Below are 22,948 nucleotides of genomic sequence, written 5' to 3'. Positions count from 1 at the left end.
AATTTGTCGCAGTGCACCCTTAAAGATTCAAACAAGCATCACACTGTAATTCACTGATTTATAAAGATAGTAATCTATTTGTATAACAATTAGGTGATTTATGTTATATGTTATATCCCCAGTCAACCTGCGTGACTTCCGTATGGGATAAGGACTCTTTTTGCTTCAATGGCTGAAAGGTTTTTTGTTTATTAGGGATCAAGACTTTTTAAATCCTGATAGAACAATATTAAAAACCAGCTTATTGCGGATCATTCTGCTCAGTGGCGCGATATTGACCGCTAGCATAGTGCTGCATAGCTCTTTAATTGCGTATCAGTTAAACCTCGCTTTCATTATCAGCATTACGGTCAGTTTTTTAACCGTACTCTTCTTAACTTTATGGTTTACCCGCAAATATTTACTCGCCAGCTCAATTAGCCTGCTGGCTATGGTCATTGCCGCCTGTATTTCTATACTCTTGTTTGTCCCAGACTTTAACTTATCCCAGGCAGGGATTACCTTCTTATATACCTTGCCCTTAATGGCGCTTTTTCTATTTGGCAGAAAAGTAGCCGTTATCATGATGTTTTTTAATGTATTGCCTTTTTTACTGCTGCTGCGTAACCAAAATATTCCCCCGATTATTGATATTGATATCAGTCTGCCTGCGACCCACGCTTATCTGAATGGCTTACTGTTTGTCTTTTTTAATATTTGCATTCCCTTGTCAGCAATGCGCCTGCTAAAAACCCAGAAAGTCCATGCGCAGCAAATGATCCAGCATCAAAATGCTCTGCAGCGTACCTTAGATCAATATGCTGAAATCTTTGAAAATAATGGTACCGCGTCCTTCTTTTGTAATGAGGACGGGGTGATCCTCAACCTAAATAATGCGGCCAAAGAAATCGCCGGAGAGGTCACACTAAACCGCACTCGCCTATGTGACATTTTTGAACTTACCGAAGATACCAGCACAAACTTACTGGCGGCCGCGTTTCCGACCCATTTAAAGAACAACAACGGCACTAAATATCTGCTGCAGAAAGCCTCATTAGAGCACCATGACACTTTGTTGTTTCACTGCCACGATGTCACAGAACAGGCTAACCATGCGATTGAACTAAGCCGACTTAAAAAGCATCATATCAGCACACATTTCTATGATTTAGTGACCGGATTACCCAACGAGAATCACTGGTATAACCCAGCCCCAAGTACGATCCACTTGGGTATGACCGTTGCCATAGTCAAAATTGATAATCTGAGTCAAATCAATGCGGCATTCGGTATCAGCGTCGGGGATGCCATCCTAAAAGCCTTTGCGACCGAACTCAAAAATCGCTTTGGGCATCACGCAAAAATATACCGGTTTAGGGGAGCCTCGTTTGCGCTTGAGTTTACCAGCCTACCGCTGATCTCCCCCGAAAACCTCGCGCTACAATTACGCGAGCGTATTCCAACGAACCTGCAGCTCAAACATGAACAACAAATTGAATATCATCTCGAGTGCCGAGTCGGTTGCAGTTCGGGTAATAAAGCCTCACCGCAGCAAGCCGCAGAGCAATGTTTAATTGCCATTAAGCAAACCACCCAAGCTAGCCCAGTCATGGTGTATTACATTGGTTTGATTAATAATCTTCTCGAAGCCTCATCGCAGAAAGCTAAAATTCGCGACGCATTGAAACACAATCGTCTGGAAATGTGGCTACAGCCTAAAGTAAGGGCCGATGGCCACATTATTAGCTTTGAAGCGCTGGCAAGAATGTTCGATGAAGACGGCACTATGATTATGCCGAACACGTTTATCCCTATCATAGAGTCATCCCAATTACAGGCGATTTTTGCGATAAAAGTCTTCAGGCAATTACTACAACTGATCCGTTCTTGGCCGAAAAATGTGCCTCTGGTCAGGATAGCCTTCAACTTATCTGGGCAGGATATATTGTCGGATCGCTTCTTTAAGGTGTTGATCCAAACCTATATGAATCACCCCGAACTCATCCCATTATTAGAAATTGAGATTACTGAAACCTCTGTATTTTCAACGCATAAAGAAACGGGCCGACGCCTAAACACCTTAGCTCGCATGGGAGTATCTATCGCCATTGACGATTTTGGCACTGGCCATGCGTCATTAAGCCAACTCATTGATATCAGTGCCGACACGATAAAAATCGACCGCTGCTTTGTCAGTCAAATGGGCATTAGTGAACGCCATACCCAAATTGTCAACGCCGCCATCCTGTTAGCCAAGAGCTTAAAACTCAACGTCATTGCCGAAGGTATCGAAACCGAAGCCCAGTTATTGCAACTCACGGCGTTAGGATGTGAACAATTTCAAGGCTATCTATTCGGTAAACCCGCACCAGCGAATCTATGGCTGAAAACCTTTCAAATGCAAACGCCCACACACTGGTTCGCCAATAAAAAGAGCGCCAACTGAGGCATTAAATTTACGCCTAGAAGCATCGCAGGTATAATTGGCGTCAGGCATTTGCCTCTCTTTGCTTTGTTTGCAAATTACTAGGATCCCCCATGTTAAGTTACCGCCATGGTTATCACGCTGGCAATTATGCCGATGTGTTGAAACACGCCATCTTGCTTCAAACCTTGCAGCTGATGCACAAGAAAGACAAACCACTCGTGTATATCGATACCCATGCGGGTGCGGGTGGTTATGCTTTAAGCGATGAATTTGCACAAAAAACCGGTGAATACCTCGAAGGTGTAGCTAAGCTTTGGGATAAAACTGATCTGCCGCAATCACTGCAGGACTATGTCGCCGCCGTGCGTCATTTTAATGAAGAAAATCCTGACGAACTCAACTTCTACCCAGGTTCGCCTGCCATTATAGACATGAAATTGGGGCCTAAAGATCGCATGGTGCTGCACGAGCTGCACAGCACTGATTATGTGTTGCTGGACGATTATTTCTGCGAAGACAGACAAGTAAAAGTGATCAAAGGCGATGGCTTAAAAGGCCTTATCGCCGCAGTGCCACCCTTAGAGCGCCGCGCTCTGGTGCTCGTCGATCCTAGCTACGAGATGAAAACCGACTATCAAGATGTAGCCGAAACCCTGATCAAAGCGCATAAACGTTTTGCTACGGGCGTGTTTATGCTCTGGTATCCCGTGGTGAATCGCGCTCAGACCGAAGGCATGTTATCGCGCCTCGCCAACAGTGGCATTAAACGTCAGCTAAGAATTGAGCAGGCGATTAAACCCGATTCAGATGAGTTTGGCATGACAGCGGCAGGGTTATGGATCATTAATCCGCCTTGGCAGTTAGATGAAATCGCAACCGAATTAATGGATTACTTAGGTAAGACGCTCGGACAAGCGGACGGTAACATCACAGTAAAATGGGAAGTCGGCGAATAACCTTCTACTCAAATGGCGGCGATGATCTCAGGTTTTCGCCGCTTAATTTAAGCTAACAAAACAGTTAAACGCCCTTCTGCTCGCGATATCGCTTCAATAGAATTTTAACACGCTCAACATAGGCTTGGGTTTCAGGATAGGGCGGAATGCCATTGTACTGCACCACAGTTGTCGGCCCCGCATTGTAGGCCGCGCAGGCCAAGGCCACATCCCCGTTAAACTGTTTTAGCATTTGCGCCAGATACTTACTGCCACCTAAGATATTTTCTTCGGGTAAAAACGCGTTTGCTACACCCATTTCTTTAGCCGTTTCAGGCATTAATTGCATTAATCCCATAGCGCCAGTACGCGACAATGCACGCGCATTGAAGGCTGATTCTGCGTGGATCACGGCGCGGATTAAGGCGGGGTCAAGTTGATGTTTATGGGCAGCACGGGTGATCAGGGCATCATAATTGGCGGTAAATAAACGGATACCATTCCAATCTATAGTCGAGTCGGGGCGGCAGGCAAAACAGTCATACAACAAAATTTGATACGGGTTATTGGCAGGGGGTTTGTCGGTAAATACAGTGACGCCATTGGCTTGTTTGTATTGATAAATCTTGAGTTTTTCTAAGCCTTCACGGCTGACTATGCCGCTCTCTGAATATCTAGCAACGATACGCGGCTTAGGCTTTACGCTTGCCTCCTCCGCTTTTACACTCACCATCAGACTCGATATCAGCCATAAACACAGACCCAACACGACAAGGCTGCGAGGCGATAAAAAGGCCGCTGCCATTTGTGTACGAGTCGGTGCTGAGCGAGTGAGCAACATCAAAGTCCCGTGTGCTGATTAAGTTTAAGTACTTCAATAATAGCAAAGAGTTGCTTCATCTCTCGGTTTATCTGACTAAATTCTGCTGAAAAGGTCGCGCCATTAAAAATGGACTGCATTTGAAAACGCGTTCTGCGATTTGGCAGGAACATAATCAACTTGTTGCGAAAGAAAGCGCATTGAATATTTCCACCAAAATGCTTGGCAAGTTCCTGTAAGCGCTCCATAAATGCCGTATTGAGCAAATAGCGAGACTCCACTTGATCCGTTGAAAACACATCGAACTCTTTTTCGAATTGCGGATCTTCAAGTTTCACTCGCACCAGTCCAGCATGGCTGTCAGACAAGAAATTCGCTAAACCACCGCGATCCCTCAGCACCACAGTGTGGCCGATAAACGCTTTATGGCTACTCAGCTCAACCACTAAGCCACTAAACTGGGTTTCGGTGCGAGTAACGGTTCTGCGCCTATTGGTGCTGGCATCCAGTTCTTCGACTTGCACATTCTTAGTCAAGGTGAGTTCATTGACCGTCAACTCAACGCCTTTATAGCGGCCTTGAATATAGTCACCGAAACTGACTTTATCGTATTGCGGCAATACCTTAGCCGCAACGAGTCTATTCATATCGAGGCGCATTTCGCGGCTATAAACAAAATCATCACCGAAATATTTAAACATCAGTGGATAAATATCCCGCTGAACCAGATGTTTAAAATCTCGAGTCGGCGCAAAGCTCCACCAGCTCAACCCAACTAAAGCAAGCAAGGGTAAAGGCGGGAAATAAGCAACGCCGCGGTAATAGCCAATCACAGTCAGCAAGCTCAGCCCAAGTACTATCATCAAACTCAAATATAAACGTTTACGCGCCGCCTTAAGACAGGCCACGCGCTTAGTTTCATATTTACGACTAATGGGGGCTAGGTGTTCTTCGTAATACGCTTCGAGTTGAGGAAGTTCATCCAAATCCGCAGACAAACTAACATGACCCCGATAAGTCCGAATCGGGCTACCTAAAATAAAGATAAAAATATTCATATTGATATCATAGTATTGCAGGGTGAACACTCACCCTGCGCAACTAAGCTTACAAGTATTCGGCCGCATCTACGGGCGCTTTTGCCGCTTCGCTTACCTCATAGAATGGCATCACTTTAATGCTCGCCATAGAAGCGATAATCGAGCCGGGGAAGATTTCGACCGCAGTATTAAGCTCTGACACTGCCGAGTTATAGAAACGCCTCGCAGCGGAGATATGCGCTTCGACCTCGTTATAGGTCTGCATCGCCTGCAACATAGTGTTGTCGGACTTGAGCTCGGGATAGTTCTCCACATTCACCATTAAGGCACCCATTTTGTCGTTCAACCGCTCGGCCTGAACTAAATGCTCTTTAACGGCACTCGGATCGGCCTTGTTGTAATTATTGCTGAGCTGAGTGCGTAATTCGGTGATTTCAGTGAGCAGCGACTTTTCATGATCCATAAATCGTTTGGCGATTTTTAGAATATTAGGCACAAGATCGGCACGTTTGGTTAGCTGTACATCGATACCCGACAGGGCCTCGAGTGCAGTATTGCGCTTTTTGACTAGGCTGACGTACCAAAGATAGGTAACGATAAAAATCAGCGTTAATCCCAATAACAATTTTTCCATCTTCCATCCTTAGGTTTCTTATTCTTGTTAACAGGATACAGCTAATCATAAATGAGTGGAAATTTCACCTATGGCACAGGTTAAGACGATGAAATTATTCGCTGGTCAGAGCTGGCAATGGTGAAAGTAGTGATCTGGAGCTTCAACCACCAGCAAAACTCGCCTCTTTAGGCGGTAAACTGTGATCCGCCACATTAAAAAGCGCAATTAAAATATAAATTTAACGATATTCAGCTCCGATACAGCAAACAAGGTCTATAGTGTATTGGCACAACATTAGAGCATCCAATTTTGCTCGTGAATACTGGACTCCTCGAGAGTCCATTTTTTTTATCCCCATTTTGCCCTCATCACTTTCACGCCGCCAATCGCAACATTTAAGTTTCAATTAAAACTTAACAATCATACTTTCCGGCTAATTTTTTAACTTTTACCTTAGCTTACTCCCAGAGTACTTGCTGCCAGAGTCATCCCCTCAGCCACCTTATTCGCAGTCGGCCGTCGGCAATGCCTCGCGTCTGTTCTAGGGTCAAAGATAGTGCGCTGCGCAAAGGTCGACATAAAGGAAGAACGATGAGTTTCAATTCCGGCGATATCCCCCCAAAAAAGGCCTCGGAGCCAGATCCACAACATGGCGATATCAGCGCCAGTGGTTGGTTTGTACGCTTTCTCAATATTGTTGAACGCTTAGGTAATCTTCTCCCCCACCCAATAACCCTATTCGCGCTGTTCTGTGTCGCTGTGGTCGTCATTTCAGGCATCGCAGGTTACTTTGGCCTGACCGTTGTCGACCCAAGACCCATTGGTTCCCATGGTCGTAGTGCCGATGGTTTAATCCATGTGGTGAGCCTAATGAACGCCGAAGGCTTGCGGATGATAGTGTCGCATCTGGTGACTAACTTTACTGGCTTTACGCCGCTTGGCACTGTGCTCGTCGCACTGCTCGGCGTCGGGATTGCAGAACGTTCCGGCTTATTATCCGCCGCTATGCGCGCCCTAGTCATGGGCGCCTCAAAGCGATTGGTTACTGTGACCATAGTCTTTGCCGGCATTATGTCCAACACGGCCGCCGAGCTTGGCTATGTGGTATTGATCCCTATGGCGGCGATGATTTTCCACTCCCTTGGTCGCCATCCTCTAGCCGGTTTAGCCGCCGCCTTTGCGGGGGTTTCAGGAGGCTATAGCGCAAACTTGTTACTGGGTACTGTCGATCCCTTATTATCAGGCATTACCGAAGCTGCGGCGCGCATGATAGATCCTGAGTACAACGTCGGCCCAGAAGTGAACTGGTACTTCATGTTTGTCTCCACCTTTGTGATCACTTTCCTTGGCGCCTTTGTCACCGAGAAAATCGTCGAGCCTAAGTTAGGCAAATACCAAGGTGATGATGCGGATGAAACCGTACTGCAATCGATGGAGAGCGTTAGTGAGATTGAAAAGCGTGGCTTAAAATGGGCGGGGTTATCTATGTTAGTGCTCGCCGTTATCCTAGCGCTTTCAGTCGTACCAGAAGGCGCGCCGCTGCGTCATCCAGAAACTGGCCTTATCTCAGGTTCGCCATTCCTCAAGGGCATAGTCGCCTTCATCTTTATCTGTTTTGCCATACCGGGCTTTATTTACGGCAAAATAGTGGGCAGCATCAAAAATGATAAAGATGTCATCAATGCCATGTCCCACAGCATGAGTACTATGGGCATGTATATCGTCCTCGTCTTCTTCGCCGCGCAGTTTGTCGCCTTCTTTAACTGGAGTAATTTAGGTGCGGTACTCGCAGTGTTAGGGGCCGATGGGCTGCAATCTATAGGCTTGACTGGCCCTATTGTGTTCCTGTTCTTTATTATGCTTTGCGGCTTTATCAACTTGATGCTCGGCAGCGCCTCGGCACAGTGGGCCATTACCGCCCCGATTTTCGTGCCTATGCTGATGCTGGTCGGTTATGCGCCCGAAACAATTCAAGCGGCATACCGTATTGGGGACTCAGTGACTAACTTAGTCACGCCTATGATGAGCTACTTTGGTTTGATATTAGCGGTCGCCTGTCGTTACCAGAAAAACCTCGGTATAGGCACGCTGATCGCCACTATGCTGCCGTACACGCTGGTGTTTTTCGTGGGTTGGACAGCGTTCTTCTTCCTGTGGGTATTTGGTTTTGGTCTGCCCGTCGGGCCGGGCGCAGCGACTTACTACACGCCTTAATTTCAATAAAAAGGGCGTCGATGATCAAGTCGATGCCCTTGCTTTATCGGGTTGATCCACTAAAACCCGTAGATTTAGTCGTATAACCATTCCATCAACAGACTGCAAATGAGCAAAAACATACCTAGATTAAACACATAGGTCTGCAGTGTGGATTTTTCTGGCGTGTCTTTGGCTTGCGACACGATTTGGCTTACTGGCATAAAAAAGAATTGCGGTGCTAATCCCATTCCCACAAATAACACGCCAGCGCCAACACAACGGGTTAACTCGGGCACTGCAAGCGACTCTAAATAAAACGCATAAACGCCATAGGCCAAAAACGCCAGCGCGATACTATGGCATATCATCCCAACGATAAGTTGCTTAGCGGCAAGATTACCCCACGAAAACACCATGTCACCCCTATACTCAGCTTAACCAGAACTATTGATGCTATTGAGCGCGCAGTTTATCTCGCTTACGATGAATCTGCACCCACGCAAACCAACCAAATAAAATGCCGCTAATGGGATAAATATAGAGTGCCCTTTGCAGTTCCGCCCAGAATGGATCGCCCAAGATAAAATAATGGATTAAGGCGACCACGAGGGACGTCAGCATACCCCAGTAAAGTACGCCAAAGACCAAAATAAAGTACCACTTACCCTTAGCAAGTAGCGCATCTAGTTTTTGCAATTCCAATGCTGCATCATCCATGTTTCGTCCCCTTAACGGCCTAAGCACAATATGCCAGAACTCGCGCACAGTGCCTATCCATCTTTATAACTAACAGCATTTAAATAACAAAAAGCCCCGCAATTGCAGGGCTTTAGTTTAGAAACGACTGAGCTTACTCAGCTGAGCTTGGCTTCTCTTCCTTACCTTTCTTCTCACGCTTACTGAAGATACGCTCCACTATCACGAAGAATAATGGTACGAAGAAGATACCTAGGAAAGTCGAGCTCATCATACCGCCAAGTACCGCAGTACCGATGGCGTTTTGGCTACCAGAACCCACACCCGAGCTAATGGCTAACGGCACAACACCTAAACCAAAGGCAAGAGACGTCATCAGAATAGGACGCAAACGCACACGTACCGCATGCAAGGTCGCCTCGACTAAGCCTGAACCTTTCTCGTAGAACTCTTTCGCGAATTCCACAATCAAGATGGCATTCTTGGTTGCTAAGCCCACTGTGGTTAACAGCCCCACTTGGAAGAACACGTCGTTTGGCAAGCCGCGACCGTTCATTGCAACTAAGGCACCGATGATCCCGAGTGGCACCACCAGCACAACAGCAAACGGCACCGACCAGCTCTCATAGAGTGCCGCCAGTACGAGGAACACCACTAAGATCGACAGGGCATACAGCGCAGGCGCTTGGTTACCCGATAAACGCTCTTCGTACGATAAGCCGTTCCACTCAACACCAAAACCAGGAGGAAGCTGCTTAGCAAGGTCTTCCATGATTTCCATCGCCGCACCGGTACTGAACCCAGGAGCCGTAGCACCCTGAATGTTCATCGACGGTAAGCCGTTAAAGCGCTCTAGACGTGGTGAACCGAATTCCCATGTACCCGTCGCAAAGGCAGAGAATGGCACCATGTCACCCTTGTTGTTACGCACGTACCAAGAGTCTAAGTCTCCTGGTTGCATACGATACTGGGCATCACCTTGCACATACACTTTCTTCACGCGGCCGCGGTCAATAAAGTCGTTAACATAAGAACCACCCCAAGCCGTTGCAAGTACACTGTTCACATTGGTGATTTCAATGCCTAACGCGCTTAACTTAGCGTGATCTACATGTAATTGATAAATCGGCGCATCTTCTTGACCGTTAGGACGCACGCCCACCAGATTTGGATTCTGTGCCGCCATGCCCAGCAGTTGGTTACGTGCCGCCACTAACTTCTCGTGACCTTGGCTGTTCTTATCCTGCAAGTACATGTCGAAACCGTTCGCCGTACCCAACTCGATAACCGCAGGAGGCACGAAGGCGAAGACTAAGGCATCTTTCATCTGGCCGAACACACCCATGGCACGACCCGCAATAGACTTAACGTCCATGCCAGGCGCTTCACGCTCAGACCAATCCTTCAAGCCAACGAAGGCGATACCCATGTTTTGCCCTTGACCAGCAAAACTGAAGCCCGCCACGCTAAATACCGATCTCACGCCTTCTTCAGCCATAAAGTGATCAGAAACTTTCTCCAATACTTTTAGGGTGCTTTCTTGGGTTGAGTTAGTCGGCAAAATAGCTTGGGTAAACAAAATACCTTGGTCTTCGTCTGGCAAGAAGGCGGTAGGCATACGGATGAAGATCCAACCCACTGCAATGACCAGCACAACGTAAATCGTCATGACTCTGAAGCTGCGCTTGATGATACCAGCCACGCTCGACTCATAACGATTAGTCAGCTTGTCGAAAGTACGGTTAAACCAACCGAAGAAGCCTGTTTCTATGTGACCATGGCCCTTCTTGACTGGCTTGAGCATAGTCGCACACAGTGCTGGCGTTAAAATCAACGCCACCAGTACAGACAGCGCCATCGCAGAGACGATAGTGATCGAGAACTGACGGTAGATCACGCCCGTTGAACCAGACATAAATGCCATAGGTACAAACACAGCGGATAAGGTCAGACCAATACCGACTAAGGCACCGGTAATTTGGTCCATCGACTTACGCGTCGCTTCGAGTGGACTTAAGCCCTCTTCGGACATCACCCGCTCGACGTTTTCCACCACCACAATCGCATCGTCCACCAGCAAACCGATGGCGAGCACCATAGCGAACATGGTTAGGGTGTTAATCGAGAACCCTGCCATCGATAGAATCGCAAAGGTACCCAGCAATACCACAGGTACCGCAATGGTCGGGATCAAGGTTGCACGGAAGTTTTGCAGGAAGAGGTACATGATAACGAACACAAGTACGATAGCTTCAAGCAAGGTATGCACCACACCTTCGATAGATTGCTCAACGAAAGGAGTTGTATCGTATGGATAAACAACTTCTAATCCCTGCGGGAAGAAGGGCTTCATCTCATCGATTTTTTCACGGACTGCTGATGCTGTATCCAGCGCGTTAGCACCCGTTGCCAGTTTAATCGCTAACCCTGTTGCAGGTTGGCCATTATACAGTGACACCACGGCATAACTTTCAGAACCTAACTCAACTCGCGCCACATCACCGAGGAAGACATTTGCGCCTGAAATATCCGATTTAAGGATAATCTTGCGGAATTCTTCCGCCGTTTGTAAGCGGCTTTGCGCCGATACAGTCGCGTTCAGCTCTTGGCCAGCCACAGATGGCGCGCCACCTAACTGTCCAGCGGAGACTTGAGCGTTTTGAGAACGAATCGCCGCAATAACATCTAAGCTGGTTAAGTTATATTGAGTCAGCTTCAACGGATCTAGCCATATACGCATCGCATATTGGGCACCGAACAGCTGAATTTCACCTACACCCGAAACACGGCTCATAGGATCTTGAATGTTCGCACCCACGTAGTCGGCGATATCGCCTTTATCTAACGAACCGTCGGTCGATACGAAGCCTAATACCATTAAGAAGCCTGAACTCGACTTGTTAACGTTAACCCCTTGCGACTGCACTTCTTGCGGTAACAGGGTCATAGCGCCCTGTAACTTGTTCTGAACTTGAACCTGTGCAATATCCGGATCTGCTTCGGCGTTGAAGGTTAAGGTAATAGACGCATTACCAAAACTGTCACTGGTTGAGGAGATATAACGGAGGTTATCGATACCCGTCATACGTTGCTCAATCACCTGAGTTACAGAATCTTCAACGATCTTAGCGGAAGCGCCAGGATAGTTAGCACTGATCACCACGGTAGGTGGTGCAATGTTAGGATATTGAGACACTGGCAGCGAGCGGATCGAGAGGATCCCCGCCAGCATAATAATCAAGGCGATCACCCACGCAAAGATGGGGCGATCAATAAAAAAACGTGCCATAGCTATGCCCTATTGTGCTTGCGTTTCAGAAATAACTTTGGTGGTTACTGGAGCGCCTGGACGAATTTTCTGTAATCCTTCCACAATCAGTTTATCGCCCACAGCTAAACCAGAAGTGACTCGCCATTGGTTGTTAATCACTTCAGCGGTCGTTACAGTTTTCGATTCAACGACACCTTGGTCATTCACAACCATAGCCACTGCTTGACCCTTAGAGTTACGCGTGATGGCTTTTTGTGGAACCAAGATAGCCTGTGGATCGGTGCCCGCATTCAACATAGCGCGAACATACATACCAGGTAACAAGATACCTTCAGGGTTCGGGAACTCGGCGCGCAGAATCACAGATCCAGTGTTTTCATCCACACTCACTTCGGCGAACTGCAACTTACCTAGATGGCTGTATTGAGTGCCATCTTCGAGCAACAACTGCACATCAGCATTTTCTGAAGCTTGTAGCTTACCTTGCTGCAACTTAGCTTTAAGACGTAACAACTGCGCACTCGATTGCGCGATATCCACATTGATAGGATCAAGTTGTTGAATCGTCGCCAGCGTTTGGCTTTGGTTCGCTGTCACTAACGCACCCGCAGTCACACTCGATTTACCGATACGACCAGAGATAGGCGCTAATACTTCAGTGTATTGCAGGTTGATTTTAGCTGTGTTAATCGCAGCTTCTGCCACGGTGACATTCGCTAATGCTTCTTTATATGCCGCTTCAGCTTCATCAAATTCTTGCTTACTGATGGCGTTGGTTTTCACCAGTTGCTGATAACGTGCAGCCTTAGCTTTTGCTGAGGCTAAACCCGCATTGGCTCTGGCTAAATCGGCATTGGCACTCACTAATGCGGCTTTATAAGTTGCAGAGTCAATTTGATACAAGGATTCACCCTGTTTCACATTGCCACCTTCAACAAAACTACGCTTAGTGATAATACCGCTCACCTGTGGACGAACTTCGGCCTCGAGGAAAGCTTTACTGCGTCCTGGTAACTCCACCTGAATCACTTGTGGCTGGGCAACAACATTAAGGATTCCCACTTCCATACTACGTGGGCCAGCGCCCGCCTGAGCTTTCTCTTCTTGAGGGCTGCAAGCTGCCATCCATAACGCCACGCTTATAACTGAGGCAAGTTTAATTGTCTGCCGCATGAGAACTCCTTCAAATATTAACTGCCCACATACCAGTACACTTATTGCGCTGACACGAGCCGTAATTGTAACTAAAATCAAATCCGTTATTTATCTCATAGCCTATATGAATCAACAAGGAAGATAACGAAACTAAATTGTAAACTAATGAAAATTTTCACTCATTCGGCATTACTATATTCATCGAATTGTTATTCGATTTAAAAAGCCTGTTAACTTTGAGCAACATTGTTAGAGGGATATGCCGTAAAACACCCAATAAGCCTACTCCATATTGAATATGTTGCAAATCTGTTCATATTCTAAACTTACCGCAGGCCAAGGCCCACAGCTCAATAGCGTTAGCTTAACCGCCACTTGTTGCAATAATTTGTACATAGAGACGAAAACGCAGCACTGTTGTTTTTACTCAGGCCACTCTCAGCATCAAGTCGCTAAAAACGACCTATCAAGACTGACAATACCGAAAGAGAGTAAACAAGGAATTGGCTTCAGACTGCCTACGCGTAAAAACATCATTTAGCGGATTAATGTGCAGTTTGTTACCTCAAACATATGGCCGAAATACGGCGCCAATGGCTTGAGTCAAACCCACAACAATAAAAGTAACCGTCTCAAATCATACTGAGCGGGTTATTTTAGTGGTTAGCCATAGGCGGAGCAAACCCGAAATCCAGTTTAATACCCCATTAAATGAAACTCAGACTCCCACAATTAACACTTCTTTAATGACGAATATTGCTTACAAAGCTAAAAATTCCTCGCTTAAAAACGCATTTGTTCATATTCATTCACATATTTTCGTGATTGGTTCATTCCAAGCATCACGGCTATTCACAAGTTATTTTTACGATAATGGTGCGCTAACAACTCCCAATAATTTGAAATAATTTTGAGATGATGATTATGAAGACTCGCACTAAATTTCTGCTCAGTGGGGCGTTACTTTCCCTTGCTATGACTGCTCAAGCGGCCGATGACAACCAGCTCTTTGGCGGTACGATTAATGCCAATGTTAACTTTGCCTCCGATTATGTGTTCCGCGGTGAATCTGAAACCTTAGACGGCGATATCCCCGTAGTGCAAGGCACCTTAAGCTGGAATCACGATGAAGGTTGGTATGCTGGGGTATTTAGCTCCAACATCAAGTTTGCCGATCCTAATTTAGAGATCGTTACCGCGCCTTTTATCGGCAAAGCCGGTGAATTTGGCGACTCAGGATTTACCTATGATGTGATGCTGTTTTCATACCTCTACCCAGGTGCATCCTATTCAAACTACACAGAACTCTGGCTCAAAGTGGGCAAACAGTTTGGCCGCGCCAATCTGCAATTAGAAGTCACACCCACAGTCGATGACTGGTTTGGTGTCGATGGCTGGCACGGCGTGAACTATGCCTTGCACCCAAGCTACAACTTCGATAATGGCGTAAAAATCTCAGGCTCAGTCGGTTATCAAGACTTGAGCGGTGAAGGTGCCGAAGGTTGGGGACACTGGAACTTAGGTCTAAGCAAAGTATTCTACGGGTTGAATTTTGATGTCCGTTACCACGGCAGCACAGTGGATACCGACCATAAGGTCTATGGCACTCAGACTGAAATTTTCGATGACAGATTTGTCGTGGGCATCAGCAAAAGTTTTTAAGTGAGTTCGTCGCGTTACCCGCTCATCCGCTGCTTCCCTGCGGCACTCCAGTGGCTTGATAAATAGAGCCTTGACCAGCCCCCGTGGCTGGTCTTTTTTATGTTGCGCTTAAAAATGCTAAATCTAAACGTCCTAAATTCGATTATCCCCCACGCTGCAAGCCAAAATACGGCTGATATCGGCCAAACAACGCCCTGATTCCTGTTGCCACTGATTAAATACAGCTTGTACTTGTTTAAGCGCCGTCTGCGACGTAAAACCCGCATCGACTAACTTGTGTGCTTTAAAATAACCTTGCACATCATCGGTTAACAAAAAGGTATCTTTGCCAATGCCGCGCAGAAAATAAGGACCTGTGTTGCCGCCCAGTCGGGTACCGCGTTTCTTTAACAGTGCCCACAAACCGATAATATCCTGCGTCGGCCAAGCCGCGATCAGCTGTGCCAAGCTGCCATGTTCGCGAGCAAGATCGTGGATCATTAAAGCGTTGTCATAAATAGCTTGGGTCTTTTTTAGATGGCGGATCAGTGTCGCATCACTCGCCCGCGCTTGAATTTGTTCAGGGGATAACATCAACACTTTATGCGGTTCAAACCCAAAGAATGACTTCTCATATTCAGGCCATTTATTAACAACCACCCGCCATACAAAACCACTTTAAAACACCTGACGGCTCATCGCTGACAATAATTCAGCATCACGATACTGGCGAATTTCATCATCGGACAGGCAGCCAGACAACAAGGCTTCGAGTCCCGCAGCCCCGCCTTTGCGCTCACTGGCTCTGGCATAAATAGATGAAAAACGCTCTAACTGGCTCATATTATTACCTTTAAAATGATTAAATCCCGACACTTTTGATATGTCGTTAATAATACCGATTTTTATCCTTGATGGATCATTTGGCTTTGCCGCTAAAAATTGTGTTTATCCCTGCATTTTTTAGAAAAACTCTTACAGCAAGCACCTCAATTACGACTAAAGTTAAGGCGTAAAGTCAGTAAAATTCAGGGTTTGGAGTTAGTGCCTATGGAGCTTTTTTATCACCCCTTATCTCGCTATTCACAAAAGGTGCTGATCGCACTTTATGAAAAGCAGGCCAATTTCTACCCCAGAATCATAGATCTGCGCGACCCTTTTTCACGCAAGGAATTTCACCAAACCTATCCGCAGGCGAGAGTTCCCCTGCTCAAAACCCACGATGAGCTGCTTGTTCCCGAATCCAGCATTATTATTGAATACTTAGATAGGCATTTTAATAACAGTACCCAGCTGCTGCCCCAAGAACCGCAACGCAACTTACAGGTGCGTTTGTTCGATCGCATCATAGACAATGATATTAATAACCCATTATTTCAATTAGAAAAGTTGAAGCATACCGAGGACAGTAACGAGTTCGAAATCAAACAATTAGAGAAACAGCTACTGGCACAATTTCAACGCTTAGACACGCAACTCACGCAACACCATTGGGTTTGTGGCGACAGTTTTACCTTAGCCGACTGCGCCCTAATCCCTTGTTTAAGTTATAGCTTTCAACACTTAAATCTATTGGATTTGGATGAAATCGTGCGCTATTGGCAGCAGGCACAATTGCGCGGCGCTTGGATGTTAGTACAAGAAGAGGTGTTGCTGGCTGAAATGGAGGAAACGGCGGGAATAAGAGGCATACCTTAGCGGGGTAAGTCACGCCTCAACAAGATCACATATTGCGTTCTTTCTTCAACTGCAAAAATGCTTTCCACTTCACGACTTCGGGCGGCAACTCAGGTGCAGCATCGGTATAACCCGCCTCTTTCACTAACACATCGAGCGGCACTTGCTTACCTTTACACACGAACACACCGCGCACATGCACGATACAATGCAGGCCACGTTCGCTCACAAAGCGTTGTTCAATATAGAAATATTTCTCATCCCAACCGACGACTTTGGTTTCAATTTCAAAGGTTTTTAGCGGCTTGATATCGCGAATATAGGTAAACTCGGCGGCGTTAACTATCGGCATCCACTTCAACTTTAAGAAACGTTTCAGCAGACCCATCTCGGCCAACATATAAGTCCGCGCCAGATCCATAAACGCAGGATAGCGGGAATTAGTCAGATGGAAATTGATATCGCAGTCGCTCGGTAAAGCACGGTACGTGATACGGCTTGTCCCTAGAAAATCGATCTTACGGCAGTGACGCGTGCGCCAAAATAACAACCAAAACAAACGAAAATACAGATTCATAACGAGTCGCCCTTGAAATAAGAGCCACAGGCTAACAGAGGTCATACCACAGGGCAAGCGAGATCTATGTCACAAAAAAAGCGCCGTTAGGCGCCTTTTTATCCTTTAGCAAAGCTAAATGCTCAGAGAAAATCAGCCCGTTCAAATGGGTTGATTTATCAAGGCGAACAATTACTTATCTAGCCTGCTTATGCAGCAATACCTGAATGTCTTAACAGGGCATCAATATTCGGCTCGCGTCCCATAAACTGTTTAAACAAGTCCATCGGCTCGGCTGAACCACCCATTTCGAGGATATTGTGCAGGAAACGACGACCTGTTTCAGGATTGAAAATCCCTTCCTCTTCGAAGCGGGAAAACGCATCCGCCGACAGCACTTCAGCCCATTTATAGCTGTAATAACCCGCAGCATAACCGCCCGCAAAAATGTGGGCAAAACCATGTTGGAAACGGTTAAAGTCTGGCGGCGTTAATACGGCGACCTGACGACGCACTTCGTCTAAGGTTTCTTGAATGCGCGCGCCTTTAGCGGGGTCGTATTCGTGGTGCATTCTAAAATCGAACAACGAGAACTCAAGTTGGCGCAGCATCATCATGCCAGATTGGAAGTTTTTCGCCGCCAGCATCTTATCTAACAAGGCTTTAGGTAATGGCTCGCCCGTTTCGAAGTGACCAGAAATTTCGGCTAAGGCTTCTTCCTGCCAGCACCAGTTTTCCATAAATTGGCTCGGTAACTCGACCGCATCCCAAGGCACACCATTGATACCCGACACGCCTGCGACATCGATTTTGGTCAGCATGTGGTGGATACCATGGCCAAATTCGTGGAACAGGGTTGTCACTTCATCGTGGGTGAATAGCGCAGGCTTGCCATCGACCGGACCATTAAAGTTACAGGTCAAATAGGCCACTGGCTTTTGCAATCCATCGGCGGTTTGACGGCGCACACGGCAGTCATCCATCCAAGCACCGCCACGTTTACCTGTGCGAGCATATAAGTCGAGGTAAAAACTGCCTCTGTGTTCGCCGGTTTCGTCGAAAATATCGAAGAAACGCACGTCTTTATGCCAACGATCAAGGTCTTTTTGCTCAACGATTTTAAGGCCGAACAAACGCGAGACTGTGTAGAACAAACCAGAGAGCACTTTATCTTCAGGGAAGTACGGACGCAGGATTTCCTGTGAAATCTCATACTTATGCTGCTGCAACTTCTCGGCATAGAAACTTAAGTCCCAAGATGCCATTTCGCTCACGCCGTATTGTGCCTCGGCAAACGCTCTCAGCTCGGCCACTTCTGCCTTAGCCTGATCCTTTGAGCGCAGCGCTAACTCATTTAAAAATGCCATCACCTGCGCCGGCGCTTCAGCCATTTTCGTCGCTAGGGATTTGTCGGCAAAACTGTCAAAACCGAGTAACAATGCGAGTTCGTGGCGCAGCGCTAGGATTTCGTCCATCAGCGGGCTGTTATCAAACTCGCCAGCATTAGGACCTTGATCCGAGGCGCGAGTAACGAAGGCGCGGTAACACTCTTCGCGAAGACTGCGGTTTTCGCTGTAAGTCATGACAGGTAAATAAGAAGGGAAATCTAAGGTAAACAACCAACCGTCTAACTCACGCGCATCGGCCATCGCCTTAGCGGCGGCTTTGGCAGACTCTGGCAGGCCCGCAAGCTCAGCTTCATCTGTGATCAACTTAGTCCAAGCTTGGGTCGCATCCAGTAATTGATTCGAAAAGCCACTGGTGAGTTCAGAAAGACGTTTGACCATTTCGCCATAACGCACTTTTTGCGCGTCATCTAAGCCAATACCCGATAGTTCAAAATCGCGCAGGCTGTGTTCAATCACCTTCTGCTGGGCTTGGCTTAATTGTGTAAATTCATTCGATGCACGCAGGGCTTTATAGGCTTGATACAAACCTTGGTGTTGACCAACATAGGTGCCGTATTCCGACAATAGCGGCAAACAAGCATCATGAGCAGCGCGCCATTCATCTGTGCTGGTCACTGAATTCATATGAGAAACGGGCGACCAAATTTGGCTCAGCTCATCGTCAACCTGTTCTAGTGGCGCGACCAAGTTGTCCCAAGTGTAAGGACCTTGATTCTGCAGCACTTGATCAATCTTAGTGCGGCACTGAGCAATGGCATGCTCAACGGCGACTTGAATATGTTCCGGTTTAATCTGTGAAAAAAGCGGTAATTTTGCGCCGCTAAGCAAAGGGTTGCTCATATTGACTCCTCAACAATCTGTATCACTTATAGATAAGGGCTAACGGGCTATTTATCAAGGCAAGAAAACCGATTGCCCCCTTCGAACGCCTTGCTAACGCTATTTCTGCTTAAAAAAAGTGAACTCGTTCGCATTTAGCATTTACGCTTAATGTACCTAAGCATTATTGTCGGCTTGATCGCAAATCGAATCAATTCGCATTAACACTTATCTATGGGGAAGGTATTCTCGCCTTAACAAACGCATTTCTACCTAAATCAGCAAAAATATGGCAACACACTCAGTAAAACTGATGGCGAGCATCCTCTGCACTTTAGGCATCAACGGCTTGAGTGACAACGCATTCGCCAATGAGAGCATCGAGAGCATTTCAAGCGCAGGATTGCCCAGCCAGAATAGCCAAGCCTTAGCTGTAACACTGGATTTAGGTTGGGACAGTCAATACGTCTCACAGGGTCGCAATAATCTGCAAGATGGCGGCATCTATTGGCTGAATACCGCAGTCCAGCAAGACAATATCACCGTCTACGCTTTAGTTGGCCGCGGCGATAGCCAAGCCTACACTGAGTGGAATATAGGCCTTGAATATGGGTTCGATGTGGCCGAAAACCTAGAGGCTAATGTGGGTTATCAACGCATTGAAGGCTACAGCAATACCCGTTGCCACGATAACGAGCTATTTGCCGAACTCGCTTACACCGCTGAACCTTGGCTAGTACCATCGGCAAGTTATGTCTATTCCAACGAGGCTGCGGGTTACTTTGTTGAAGTGAGTTTACACAGCTATTGGCATGTCACAGATCAGCTCAGTCTCACGCCATACATCACTCAAGGGTTTGATTTTAAATACCGCACAGAAGAACACGATGGCCGCAATAACTTGCAATTTGGCCTCGAAGCCAGTTATCAGCTGTCATCCTACATGAGTATCGATGGTCACATCAGCCACAGCATTGCCCAAGGAGATATTGAGCAAGAAGCGATGGCGAATGGCGATATGAGTTCGCAAGATGAGACCTATGCCGGCATCCACTTTGCGATAACGTTTTAACTCCATTCTTAGCGCCGTGGTTTTAGCGCTGTATTACAACCTTCCTCAGTCAATTTATCCCGCTCCATTTGGCAAAATAGCGCTCACTAACTACACTCAAAAAGTCGACGGAACGACTCACCATTCATATCGATTTTGCCGAGGAACAGGGAATGTTAGCCCAGCACTTTTATCTCATCCGCACCGCCGTTATTGCCTTACTTCTGCTTTTTCTCCCAGTCATACACTCGGCTGACGCACGGCAATTACTTGAACTTGAGCCTGAATCTGAACCGAGTCTAGAGTCCCTATCACAATCGACACAAACCGCGCCTTTGCCCCTAGGCACCTTGCTCGACAGTGAGGGCAAACCGATTAATCTGCCTAACCAAGAGCAAAGCAGTTTCGAGTATTCGGCTCCCACTCTCACGCCAGCAGAGCCATCCAAAGCCACTAAATCAACTAAAGACACGCAATCGACCAAAGCCACTAAGAGTAAAAAACTCAGCCGCAAGCAACAACTTGCCAGCCGTGAACACGTAGCCAATGATCCCAACTGCCGCTGGCTCGATAAGCGTATGGATCAGTTAGAAGCGCAACTCGGCGGCAAACAAGATAACGCCGCTACGCATCAAGCCGACGAACTCAGCGCCCGCCAAAAGGAATGGCAATGTTTGAAATGTGGCGCAGAAGGTCCCGCTCAAAACGATCACTCTAATTGCCAATATCGCCGCTAGACGGCGACCCGATGAACAGCTAATGCCCAGTTCGGGTAAGTGTAAAGCTCAGAATCTTTTTCAGTCAAAGTACGGTCTTATGCGTTAGTCATGCAATGGGCTGGTCTGTTATCGCAAACACCCCTACAATGACCTTCTGCTGTAAAGCATCTCATCCTTGAAGTAAGACGGAGAAACTCATGGCTCAACATTTTGACTATATCTGCCTAGGCGCAGGCAGCGGCGGTATCGCCTCAGCAAACCGAGCAGCAATGCGTGGCGCTAAGGTTCTACTCATCGAAGCCAAACACGTAGGTGGCACCTGTGTAAACGTAGGCTGTGTGCCGAAAAAAGTCATGTGGTATGGCGCCCATGTTGCCGAAGCGATGAACCTTTACGCCAAAGATTATGGTTTCGACGTCACTGTTAATAAATTCGATTGGAATACCTTGGTCGAGAACCGCGAAGCCTACATTGGCCGCATTCATGATGCCTACGGCCGTGGTTTTGCCAACAACAAAGTGACCCTGTTAAATGGCTACGGCCGTTTTGTCGATGGCAACACTATCGAAGTGGACGGCGAACATTACACTGCCGATAACATCCTTATCGCCACTGGCGGCGCGCCGACTATTCCGAACATTCCTGGTGCCGAATACGGTATCGATTCCGATGGTTTCTTCGCCCTACGCGAGCAACCAAAGCGCGTTGCCGTTGTTGGCGCGGGTTATATCGCCGTTGAAGTCGCTGGCGTGTTACACGCTCTAGGCAGTGAAACTCACTTATTAGTGCGTAAACATGCGCCGCTGCGTAACTTTGACCCCATCTTAGTCGATGCCCTCGTTGAAGCCATGGCGACCGAAGGCCCAACATTGCACACCCATAGCGTACCCAAGGCTGTGGTTAAAAATGCTGATGACAGCCTAACACTGAGCTTAGAAAACGGTGAAAGCATTACTGTCGATTGCCTAATTTGGGCAATTGGCCGTTCACCAGCGACGGGCAATATCGGCTTAGAAAACACCGAAGTGCAAGTAGATAGCAAAGGCTATGTCATCACTGACGAGCAGCAAAATACGACCCACAAAGGGATTTACTGTGTCGGTGACATTATGGCGGGCGGCGTAGAGCTCACCCCTGTTGCGGTTAAAGCGGGCCGTTTGTTATCCGAGCGTTTATTTAACGGCATGACAGATGCCAAAATGGATTACAGCCTGATCCCAACCGTCGTGTTCAGCCATCCACCCATTGGCACTATGGGCTTGACCGAACCAGAAGCGCGTACTCAATACGGCGATGATAACGTCAAAGTGTATACCTCGACGTTTACCTCAATGTACACCGCCGTCACGGCCCATCGCCAAGCCTGTAAGATGAAGTTAGTCTGCGCTGGCAAGGACGAAAAAGTCGTCGGTATTCATGGTATTGGTTTTGGTATGGACGAAATCCTCCAAGGTTTCGGCGTCGCTATGAAAATGGGCGCAACTAAGGCCGATTTCGATGCGGTTGTTGCTATCCACCCAACGGGCGCTGAAGAATTCGTTACCATGAGGTAAAAGCGATTTTTGCTTTGATTTCATCATATTTAGGGCCAGCTAATGCTGGCCCTAATTGATCACAGATAGCATAAAATCATTAACTCTCACGCGACTTTCCTATAATCTCGACTGAGTACTTTGCATTTTAAACACATAGCGCGGTTATCGCTGCGCCACTGTAATCGGGATGAATAGCGTAATGCTTAAAGAACTCGCGTTCGATGGTTTGTTATTTAGTCCATTAATTATCTTTATCCCCTTAGCTTTTCTGCTTTCCTGCATCACTCGCTTGGTACTCTATCAAACTGGGCTCTATCACAAGCTGTGGCGCGAAGCTTGGTTCGAAGTTGGGCTGTTTATCTGCTATCTGGCGTTGGTCATTTACTTGCTTGGGAGTTGATTGTT

General features: G+C 47.1%; 18 protein-coding genes and 1 pseudogene. 9 read left to right on the top strand and 10 right to left on the bottom strand.

All coding sequences use genetic code 11. The features are described from left to right. Positions 1-160 precede the first annotated feature (160 nt). Together Q4Q57_RS18350 and Q4Q57_RS18345 are read left to right on the top strand one after the other, a co-directional pair. A complete protein-coding gene (locus Q4Q57_RS18350; protein ID WP_311891649.1) occupies positions 161-2,425 on the top strand; it encodes a bifunctional diguanylate cyclase/phosphodiesterase in 2,265 nt (754 codons plus the stop codon). Positions 2,426-2,517: 92 nt separating this feature from the next. Then, positions 2,518-3,363: a 23S rRNA (adenine(2030)-N(6))-methyltransferase RlmJ gene (locus Q4Q57_RS18345; protein ID WP_311891648.1), complete on the top strand. Its 846-nt coding sequence runs from the start codon at positions 2,518-2,520 to the stop codon at positions 3,361-3,363. A 64-nt stretch (positions 3,364-3,427) separates the two neighbouring features. On the opposite strand, the gene Q4Q57_RS18340 is transcribed toward Q4Q57_RS18345, so the two are convergent. Genes Q4Q57_RS18340 through Q4Q57_RS18330 form a run of 3 tightly spaced genes read right to left on the bottom strand, consistent with a single transcriptional unit; the run spans position 3,428 to position 5,836 of the window. Then, entirely contained in the window at positions 3,428-4,183 is a 756-nt protein-coding gene (locus Q4Q57_RS18340) for a lytic transglycosylase domain-containing protein (RefSeq protein WP_311891647.1), read from the bottom strand. Continuing rightward, a complete protein-coding gene (locus Q4Q57_RS18335; protein ID WP_311891646.1) occupies positions 4,183-5,220 on the bottom strand; it encodes a DUF3137 domain-containing protein in 1,038 nt (345 codons plus the stop codon). Before Q4Q57_RS18335 ends, Q4Q57_RS18340 begins: the two co-directional genes overlap by 1 nt. A 49-nt stretch (positions 5,221-5,269) precedes the next feature. Continuing rightward, complete coding sequence (locus Q4Q57_RS18330; protein WP_012197838.1) at positions 5,270-5,836, bottom strand: LemA family protein; 567 nt, start codon at positions 5,834-5,836, stop codon at positions 5,270-5,272. A 573-nt stretch (positions 5,837-6,409) separates the two neighbouring features. Between Q4Q57_RS18330 and Q4Q57_RS18325 the strand changes: the two genes are divergently transcribed. Beyond that, the gene (locus Q4Q57_RS18325) at positions 6,410-8,032 is read left to right on the top strand and encodes an AbgT family transporter (RefSeq protein WP_012588902.1); all 1,623 of its coding nucleotides are present in this window, start codon (positions 6,410-6,412) and stop codon (positions 8,030-8,032) included. A 74-nt stretch (positions 8,033-8,106) separates the two neighbouring features. Here the strand turns inward: Q4Q57_RS18325 and Q4Q57_RS18320 are convergent, their stop codons facing one another. The 4 genes from Q4Q57_RS18320 to Q4Q57_RS18305 all read right to left on the bottom strand — a co-directional run bounded on the left by Q4Q57_RS18320 (position 8,107) and on the right by Q4Q57_RS18305 (position 13,154). Next, a complete protein-coding gene (locus Q4Q57_RS18320; RefSeq protein ID WP_311891645.1) occupies positions 8,107-8,430 on the bottom strand; it encodes a hypothetical protein in 324 nt (107 codons plus the stop codon). 37 nt (positions 8,431-8,467) lie between these two features. Beyond that, the gene (locus Q4Q57_RS18315) at positions 8,468-8,731 is read right to left on the bottom strand and encodes a hypothetical protein (RefSeq protein WP_063882126.1); all 264 of its coding nucleotides are present in this window, start codon (positions 8,729-8,731) and stop codon (positions 8,468-8,470) included. Positions 8,732-8,864: 133 nt separating this feature from the next. Continuing rightward, positions 8,865-11,999 carry an efflux RND transporter permease subunit gene (locus tag Q4Q57_RS18310; protein WP_311891644.1) on the bottom strand — a complete coding sequence of 1,045 codons (3,135 nt, stop codon included), beginning with the start codon at positions 11,997-11,999 and terminating at the stop codon, positions 8,865-8,867. 9 nt (positions 12,000-12,008) lie between these two features. After that, positions 12,009-13,154, bottom strand: a complete 1,146-nt coding sequence (locus tag Q4Q57_RS18305; protein ID WP_115335840.1) for an efflux RND transporter periplasmic adaptor subunit — start codon at positions 13,152-13,154, stop codon at positions 12,009-12,011. An 897-nt stretch (positions 13,155-14,051) separates the two neighbouring features. Here Q4Q57_RS18305 and Q4Q57_RS18300 point away from each other — a divergent pair. Continuing rightward, a complete protein-coding gene (locus Q4Q57_RS18300) occupies positions 14,052-14,798 on the top strand; it encodes a TorF family putative porin (RefSeq protein WP_259523823.1) in 747 nt (248 codons plus the stop codon). Between the two features lie 132 nt (positions 14,799-14,930). On the opposite strand, the pseudogene Q4Q57_RS18295 reads toward Q4Q57_RS18300, so the two are convergent. Further along, positions 14,931-15,620: pseudogene (locus Q4Q57_RS18295) on the bottom strand (DNA-3-methyladenine glycosylase I). A gap of 207 nt (positions 15,621-15,827) precedes the next feature. Between Q4Q57_RS18295 and Q4Q57_RS18290 the strand changes: the two are divergent. Next, positions 15,828-16,475, top strand: coding sequence for a glutathione S-transferase family protein (locus Q4Q57_RS18290; protein WP_006084668.1), 648 nt, complete (start codon positions 15,828-15,830; stop codon positions 16,473-16,475). A gap of 25 nt (positions 16,476-16,500) precedes the next feature. Here the strand turns inward: Q4Q57_RS18290 and Q4Q57_RS18285 are convergent, their stop codons facing one another. Both Q4Q57_RS18285 and prlC read right to left on the bottom strand, forming a co-directional pair. After that, positions 16,501-17,031, bottom strand: a complete 531-nt coding sequence (locus tag Q4Q57_RS18285; RefSeq protein WP_006079446.1) for a thioesterase family protein — start codon at positions 17,029-17,031, stop codon at positions 16,501-16,503. 188 nt (positions 17,032-17,219) lie between these two features. Further along, entirely contained in the window at positions 17,220-19,259 is a 2,040-nt protein-coding gene (prlC, locus tag Q4Q57_RS18280) for an oligopeptidase A (protein WP_311891643.1), read from the bottom strand. Positions 19,260-19,527: 268 nt separating this feature from the next. On the opposite strand from prlC, the gene Q4Q57_RS18275 reads away from it, so the two are divergent. The 4 genes from Q4Q57_RS18275 (at position 19,528) to Q4Q57_RS18260 (ending at position 22,943) form a co-directional block, all read left to right on the top strand. After that, positions 19,528-20,310, top strand: coding sequence for a hypothetical protein (locus tag Q4Q57_RS18275; RefSeq protein ID WP_311891642.1), 783 nt, complete (start codon positions 19,528-19,530; stop codon positions 20,308-20,310). 152 nt (positions 20,311-20,462) lie between these two features. Next, positions 20,463-21,026 (top strand): hypothetical protein, encoded by a 564-nt coding sequence (locus tag Q4Q57_RS18270; RefSeq protein WP_259586823.1) that lies wholly within the window; start codon positions 20,463-20,465, stop codon positions 21,024-21,026. A 179-nt stretch (positions 21,027-21,205) separates the two neighbouring features. Beyond that, positions 21,206-22,561: a glutathione-disulfide reductase gene (gene gorA, locus Q4Q57_RS18265; protein ID WP_259562727.1), complete on the top strand. Its 1,356-nt coding sequence runs from the start codon at positions 21,206-21,208 to the stop codon at positions 22,559-22,561. A gap of 181 nt (positions 22,562-22,742) precedes the next feature. Beyond that, positions 22,743-22,943: a DUF1656 domain-containing protein gene (locus tag Q4Q57_RS18260; RefSeq protein WP_006079439.1), complete on the top strand. Its 201-nt coding sequence runs from the start codon at positions 22,743-22,745 to the stop codon at positions 22,941-22,943. Positions 22,944-22,948 lie beyond the last annotated feature (5 nt).

Origin of the sequence: Shewanella sp. SP2S2-6 (genome assembly GCF_031931965.1) — a bacterium.
GTDB classification, from domain to species: Bacteria; Pseudomonadota; Gammaproteobacteria; order Enterobacterales; family Shewanellaceae; genus Shewanella; species Shewanella baltica.
The sequence above is the reverse complement of the archived record's forward strand: the minus strand, read 5'-3'. Positions and strand labels throughout refer to the sequence as shown.

Bases quoted from the DNA above. Each gene is read 5' to 3' on its own strand.
- Q4Q57_RS18345 (WP_311891648.1), top strand. From the start codon at position 2,518: ATGTTAAGTTACCGCCATGGTTATCACGCTGGCAATTATGCCGATGTG.
- Q4Q57_RS18340 (WP_311891647.1), bottom strand. From the start codon at position 4,183: ATGTTGCTCACTCGCTCAGCACCGACTCGTACACAAATGGCAGCGGCC.
- Q4Q57_RS18335 (WP_311891646.1), bottom strand. From the start codon at position 5,220: ATGAATATTTTTATCTTTATTTTAGGTAGCCCGATTCGGACTTATCGG.
- Q4Q57_RS18330 (WP_012197838.1), bottom strand. From the start codon at position 5,836: ATGGAAAAATTGTTATTGGGATTAACGCTGATTTTTATCGTTACCTAT.
- Q4Q57_RS18325 (WP_012588902.1), top strand. From the start codon at position 6,410: ATGAGTTTCAATTCCGGCGATATCCCCCCAAAAAAGGCCTCGGAGCCA.
- Q4Q57_RS18320 (WP_311891645.1), bottom strand. From the start codon at position 8,430: ATGGTGTTTTCGTGGGGTAATCTTGCCGCTAAGCAACTTATCGTTGGG.
- Q4Q57_RS18315 (WP_063882126.1), bottom strand. From the start codon at position 8,731: ATGGATGATGCAGCATTGGAATTGCAAAAACTAGATGCGCTACTTGCT.
- Q4Q57_RS18310 (WP_311891644.1), bottom strand. From the start codon at position 11,999: ATGGCACGTTTTTTTATTGATCGCCCCATCTTTGCGTGGGTGATCGCC.
- Q4Q57_RS18305 (WP_115335840.1), bottom strand. From the start codon at position 13,154: ATGCGGCAGACAATTAAACTTGCCTCAGTTATAAGCGTGGCGTTATGG.
- Q4Q57_RS18300 (WP_259523823.1), top strand. From the start codon at position 14,052: ATGATGATTATGAAGACTCGCACTAAATTTCTGCTCAGTGGGGCGTTA.
- Q4Q57_RS18290 (WP_006084668.1), top strand. From the start codon at position 15,828: ATGGAGCTTTTTTATCACCCCTTATCTCGCTATTCACAAAAGGTGCTG.
- Q4Q57_RS18285 (WP_006079446.1), bottom strand. From the start codon at position 17,031: ATGAATCTGTATTTTCGTTTGTTTTGGTTGTTATTTTGGCGCACGCGT.
- prlC (WP_311891643.1), bottom strand. From the start codon at position 19,259: ATGAGCAACCCTTTGCTTAGCGGCGCAAAATTACCGCTTTTTTCACAG.
- Q4Q57_RS18275 (WP_311891642.1), top strand. From the start codon at position 19,528: ATGGCAACACACTCAGTAAAACTGATGGCGAGCATCCTCTGCACTTTA.
- Q4Q57_RS18270 (WP_259586823.1), top strand. From the start codon at position 20,463: ATGTTAGCCCAGCACTTTTATCTCATCCGCACCGCCGTTATTGCCTTA.
- gorA (WP_259562727.1), top strand. From the start codon at position 21,206: ATGGCTCAACATTTTGACTATATCTGCCTAGGCGCAGGCAGCGGCGGT.
- Q4Q57_RS18260 (WP_006079439.1), top strand. From the start codon at position 22,743: ATGCTTAAAGAACTCGCGTTCGATGGTTTGTTATTTAGTCCATTAATT.